Here is a 5,841-nt window from a genome sequence, read left to right on the forward strand (position 1 = left end):
GATGGCCCATGACCGGACGTTCGACCCCGGCCTGCGCGGCGTCGCCGCGTAAGCCTACAAAAACGGAGAAGCGAACGCGTTATTACGTACCCAACCCTCGATTGCGCAAGCGATTGAGCATGATGGCAACGGGAGCGATCCCGGTGGGGGCCAGTCCGATCATTGCGAAGCACCTCGAGTGCGTGACCTCGCTGGGACCCTCCACCCGCGGAATCCATCCGGGACCGTGGCGAATGAAAGCCGCACACGCAGTCCGAATGTACGGGAGCAATCGTCGCCCCGAAACCATCACTCAAACGCTTGGCAAACCGGGGGCGTCCATGTACGCAATGACCGACCGGACGGTTCCCTGTCATCGCACGGCCCGCCGCGTCGATCTCCAAGGGCCCGAAGGCCGAGCACCGGACGCCAAGGGCGGTGGCCGGACCCTACCCGCGACCGTAGCCGCCCCCGCCAGGCGTATGGATCTCCACTGCATCCCCCGGGCCCACCTCGCGACGGTCGCAGCCCGCCAGCGGCTCGCGGCCGCCATCCGCACGCAGGATCACATCCTCGCCCGGCGCCCCCGGCTCGCCCCCGGCCAGTCCGAACGGTGGCACGCGGCGCCGGTTGGCCAGCAGCACCACCTCCATCGGCGCATCGAAGCCCAGTCGGCGGATCACGCCATCGCCACCGCGGTACTGCCCGGCGCCACCGGAGCCCCGGCGATAGCCGAATCGCTCCACCCGCACCGGGAAACGACTCTCCAGCACCTCGGGGTCGGTCAGGCGGGAGTTGGTCATGTGCGTCTGTACGGCGCTGGCCCCTTCGTACCCGGGACCGGCCCCGGCACCGCCGGCGATCGTCTCGTAGTACTGCCGCCCGGCATCGCCAAAGGTCAGGTTGTTCATCGTGCCCTGAGCCGCGGCCTGCACGCCCAGGGCCCCGAACAGCGCATCGGTCACCACCTGCGAGGTCTCGACGTTCCCGGCGACCACGGCGGCGGGCGGCACCGGATTCAGCAGGCAGCCCTCCGGGATCGCCAGGTCCACCGGCGCCAGGCAGCCATCATTCAGCGGGATCTCGTCTTCCAGCAACGTGCGCAGCACGTACAGCACCGCCGCCCGCACGATGGAGCCCGGGGCATTGAAATTGTCCTCGCGGGCCGGCGAGGTCCCCGCGAAGTCGATCCGCAGGCGGCGTGCCCCCGGATCACGCGTGACGGCCACCCGAATCTCGGCGCCGTTGTCCAGCGCATATTGGAACGTACCGCCCTCCAGACTCGGGATCAGCCGCTCGACCGCCTCGGTGGCATTGTCCTGTACGTGCTGCATGTAGGCCGTGACGGTCGGCACGCCATACTCGTCCAGTAGCCGGCCCAGCTCCTCCAGTCCCTTGCGATTGGCCGCCACCTGGGCGTCCAGATCCGCCAGGTTCTGATCCGGGTTGCGGGCCGGCCAGTCACCCGACCCCAGCAGTGTCCGGATACGCGATGTGGCAAAACGCCCGTCGCGGACCAGGCGGGTCGGGGCGATCAGCACGCCCTCCTCCTCCAGCCGGTGCGAGAACGCCGGCATCGACCCCGGGGTGATGCCGCCGACATCCGCATGGTGCCCGCGCGAGGCCACGAAAAATGCCGGGGCCGCCACCTCGGCCTTCGAATCCTCGGTCACCGCGCCGCCCGGCCCGACAAACACCGGCGTGACCACCGTGATGTCCGGCAGATGGGTCCCGCCGTTGTAGGGGTCGTTCAGCACCCACGCATCCCCCGGCTGCAGGTCGTCGCCCGCGGCCGCGACCACCGCGCGCACGCTGGCCCCCATCGACCCCAGATGCACCGGCATGTGCGGGGCATTGGCCACCAGCTGGCCGTGGGCGTCGAACAGCGCGCAGGAGAAATCCAGGCGCTCCTTGATGTTCACCGAGTGCGCGGTGTTGCGCAGCGTAAAGCCCATCTGATCGGCGATCGCCATGAAGCGGTGGTTGAAGACCTCCAGCAACACCGGATCGCGTGGGATCGCGGCGGCATCGGTGGCCGCGGGCTGCGCATGCCACTCGGCGCCGGCCGCGCGCGCGAGCCGCAGCGTACCCTCGTGCTCGATCCGGCCATGCCAGCCCGGCTCCAGCACCAGTGTCGCGGTGGCCTCAATCACCAGCGCCGGACCCGCCAGGGTCATCCCGGGGCACAGCGCCTCGCGCCGGTACAGCGGGACATCGCGCCACTCGCCGGCCACCCGCAGCGATACCGTATCCGCCTGGGGTGCGGGCACCGCATCGGGGCATGCCTCCGGCTTGGCCATCGACTCCCCGGCGCTGGTCGCGATCGCCTCGGCCGCCGCAACCGCCACGACCAGCGGACGATCCGGCGGCGCGAACCCGTACCGCCCGCGCCAGGCCGTGGCGAAGGCCTCCATCAGTGCCGCGGGCGAACCGGCCGGCACCTCCAGCGCGGTATCCGACCCCGCCAGCCGCAGATGCAGACGCCGCTCGATGCGCATGGCGTCCGCCGCCACGCCCTGCTCCGTCAGAGCCGCGATCGCCGCGCCGGCCTGATCCTCCAGCGCCGCACCGATCGCCTCGGCATGCGCCTCGTCCAGCGGCCATTCCAGGCTGCGCTCGCGCAGGGCGCGCAGCTCGCCCAGCCCCATGCCGTAGGCCGACAGCACCCCGCCCAGCGGATGGAACAGGATGTGTTCCATGCCCAGCTGCTCCGCCACCCGGCAGGCATGCTGCCCGCCCGCGCCGCCGAAACACACCAGGGCGTAGCGCGACACATCGTGGCCGCGCTGCACCGAGATGGTCTTGATGGCCTGGGCCATGTGCTCCACCGCAATCTGCAACAGCCCCTCGGCCAGCCCTTCCGGCGTCGCCGCCTCCCCGGTCGCGGAACGGACGGCCTCCACCAGCGCATCGAACTGTCGGCGGACCGGTTCCGGATCCAGCGGCCGGTCGCGCCCGGGGCCGAACACCGCCGGAAAATACTCGGGACGCAGGCGCCCCAGCAGAACGTTGCAGTCGGTCACCGTCAGCGGCCCGTCCTGGCCATAGCAGGCCGGCCCCGGCTGCGCCCCGGCCGACTCCGGCCCGACCCGCAGGCGGATGCCGTCGAAGCGACAAACCGAGCCGCCGCCCGCCGCGACGGTGTGGATGTCCAGCATCGGCACGCGCAGGCGGGCACCGGCCACCTCGCTCTCCTGGCGGCGTTCGAGCTCGCCGGCCAGATGCGCGACGTCCGTGGAAGTCCCGCCCATATCGAAAGTAATCAGGCGCTCGAAGCCGAGCGGCGCGGCGGTCTTCAGCGCTCCGACGATCCCGCCGGCCGGCCCCGAAAGGATCGCGTCACGCCCGCGAAACCGCGCCGCATCCACCAGCCCGCCATGCGACTGCATGAAGCGCAGGGGCACATCGCCCAGTTCCGTGCTGACCTGTTCCACATAGCGGCCCAGCACCGGCGACAGATAGGCATCCACCACCGTGGTCTCGCCGCGGGGTACCAGCTTGATCAGCGGGCTGGTCGCGTGGCTGGCAGCCACCTCGGCGAACCCCATCTCGCGGGCGAGTGCCGCGATAGCCTGTTCATGCGCCGGATAGCGATAGCCGTGCATGCACACAATCGCCAGCGCGCGAATCCCGTCGTCCAGGGCCGCCTGCAGGCGCGGGCGCAGGGCCTCCAGGTCCACCGGCTGGAGGATCTCCCCGGCCGCGTTCACCCGCTCGCGCACCGGTTCCACGCGGGCGTACACCGGCGACGGCAGCCGAATGGCGCGCGCGAACAGCTCCGGCCGCGCCTGGTGCCCGATCGCCAGCGCGTCCTCCAGACCCTCGGTGATCACCAGCAGAGTGCGCTCCCCCTTGCGCTCGAGCAAAGCGTTGGTGGCCACTGTGGTCCCCATGCGCACCTCGTGGATCACCCCCTCGGGGATCGGCGCGCCAGGATCGACGCCGAGCAGGTCGCGCATCCCCTGTACCGCCGCATCGGCATACGCCTGCGGGTTATCGGACAGCAACTTGCGGGTATGCAGACGCCCCGTCGGATCACGCGCGACCAGGTCGGTGAACGTCCCGCCCCGGTCCACCCAGAAACGCCAATCTTTCGCCCCTGTGGCTTGAGTCATGTCCACCGCTCTGGTTTGATCGCCCGAACTCGCGCCCCGCGGCCCGGTCGCAGGCTCGGTAATCGTCGAGCCTCTGAATGAAGGAATGATCACGCATGGATCCCGTTACCCACGCCAGTCTCGGTGCCGTGATCGGCGGCCTCGTCCTCGGCTCCCGCCTGGGGCGCAAGGCCGTAGTGCTGGGGGCCGGCGTTGCGCTGCTGCCCGACCTGGATGCGTTCATAGCTTACGGGGACGCGGTATCCGAGTTCATCCACCACCGGGGCTTTACCCACTCCTGGCTGGTACAGCTGCTGGTGGCCACCGGTGTCGCGGGGCTGCTGGCGAAGGTCCCGGCGACGCGGGAGATCGGCTTTGGCCGCTGGTGGCTGTTCTTCTTCCTGATCTGGGCCACACACTCGATGAATGACCTGCTGACCACCTACGGCACCCAGGTGTTCTGGCCGCTGCCGGTCGGCCCCCTGTCCACGGGCTCGATCTTCGTGATCGACCCGCTATACACCCTGCCGCTGCTGGTCGCGGCCATCGGTGCCCTGTTCTACCGTTTCGCGCCACGCCTGCTGGTCGCCGGACTCGTGCTGTCCACCGCCTACGCCGGTTCCGGTCTCGCGCTGAAGGCCTGGCTCGACCATCGCATCCAGCCCACGCTGATCGCAATGGACCTGCAGGACCAGCCGCGCATGATCCAGCCCACCCCGTTCAACCTGCTCCTTTGGCGCGTCACCGTCATCGACGACGGCCACTTCCTGGAGGCCTGGGTCGGCATCCTCGATCAGCCCATCCGGCCGGACTTCGAGGTCTTCGAGCGCGGCGCCCATTTGGAGGATGCCGCGCTGGCCCTGGAGGACGGGCAACGTCTGCAGTGGTTCGCCGGCGACTTCCTGCGTTTCCATCGTGCGGAGCGAGACGACGAACCCGACCGGCTGGTCGTCACCGACCTGCGTCTGGGCGCCCCCGGCTACTTCCCCTTCGGCTTCGAGATCGCGGAGGAACGCGACGGCGAATGGCAGCCCGTCGCCAGCCGCCAGGTCCGCGAGGCCGGCTTGCGTGGCGATGCGATCCGCGCCATCGCCACGCGCATTGTCGACCCGGAGGGGGCGCCCTGTCTGATGGACCTGGCCGAGCCCGACTATGCTATCGCCCGGCCGCCGCCGCGCTGTCGCCTCCGCCAGCAGACACCGTGAACGGATCCGGCTCTCCCGACGGCAGCCCACCGCACGGATGCGAGCTGTGCGGGCGTCGGATGGATACGCTGACACGCCACCATCTGATTCCGCGCAAGCAGCACCGGCGCAAGCGCATCCGGCGGCGCTTCAGCCGCGCGGAGCGCGAGGGTCGCATTCTCTGGGTCTGTCGTCCCTGCCACGATTACATTCACAAGCACTTCGACGAGCAAGTCCTGGCCGAGCGCCTGAACACGCGCGACGCGCTGCTGAGCGAGCCGGTGATCCGCGGCTTTGTCGCCTGGATCGCGCGCCATCCGCCCGGCTTCAAGCCGCGCGGCTAATCCGCCAAGCGCGGGGGCCTACGACGATCCGGGCCTGGTTCGTCGTTCGCTGGTAACGGTGGCTTCGTTCGGCCGCCTGCCTTGTTGTGGCTGGCCCTGGTTCGTCGCTCGGTGTTTACGGTGGCTCCGGTCCGCATACTGCCCGGCGCTGACTCGCCAGCGCGCCGCGAGGTCCTTTCTTGCTTGCCCAAGAAAGGACCCAAAGAAGGGCACCCGGATTTCGCCCGGGAACCTCGCTCC

Annotated in this window: 3 protein-coding genes; 2 read left to right on the top strand and 1 reads right to left on the bottom strand. The window is 69.9% G+C overall.

Annotated elements, in window-relative coordinates:
• Window positions 1-428 precede the first annotated feature (428 nt).
• Window positions 429-4,094 (bottom strand): hydantoinase B/oxoprolinase family protein, encoded by a 3,666-nt coding sequence (locus tag H609_RS0110865; protein ID WP_051206781.1) that lies wholly within the window; start codon window positions 4,092-4,094, stop codon window positions 429-431.
• A gap of 95 nt (window positions 4,095-4,189) precedes the next feature.
• Here H609_RS0110865 and H609_RS0110870 point away from each other — a divergent pair, with 95 nt between their 5' ends.
• Together H609_RS0110870 and H609_RS0110875 are read left to right on the top strand one after the other, a co-directional pair.
• Window positions 4,190-5,278 (top strand): metal-dependent hydrolase, encoded by a 1,089-nt coding sequence (locus H609_RS0110870; protein ID WP_019558669.1) that lies wholly within the window; start codon window positions 4,190-4,192, stop codon window positions 5,276-5,278.
• 59 nt (window positions 5,279-5,337) lie between these two features.
• Window positions 5,338-5,601, top strand: a complete 264-nt coding sequence (locus tag H609_RS0110875; protein WP_028484960.1) for a hypothetical protein — start codon at window positions 5,338-5,340, stop codon at window positions 5,599-5,601.
• Window positions 5,602-5,841: the final 240 nt, after the last annotated feature.

This window comes from Thioalkalivibrio sp. ALE17, from assembly GCF_000425605.1.
Lineage (GTDB): Bacteria > Pseudomonadota > Gammaproteobacteria > Ectothiorhodospirales > Ectothiorhodospiraceae > Thioalkalivibrio.

Excerpts from the sequence above, each read along its gene's own strand:
- H609_RS0110865 (WP_051206781.1), bottom strand. The coding sequence starts at position 4,094 with ATGACTCAAGCCACAGGGGCGAAAGATTGGCGTTTCTGGGTGGACCGG.
- H609_RS0110870 (WP_019558669.1), top strand. The coding sequence starts at position 4,190 with ATGGATCCCGTTACCCACGCCAGTCTCGGTGCCGTGATCGGCGGCCTC.
- H609_RS0110875 (WP_028484960.1), top strand. The coding sequence starts at position 5,338 with ATGGATACGCTGACACGCCACCATCTGATTCCGCGCAAGCAGCACCGG.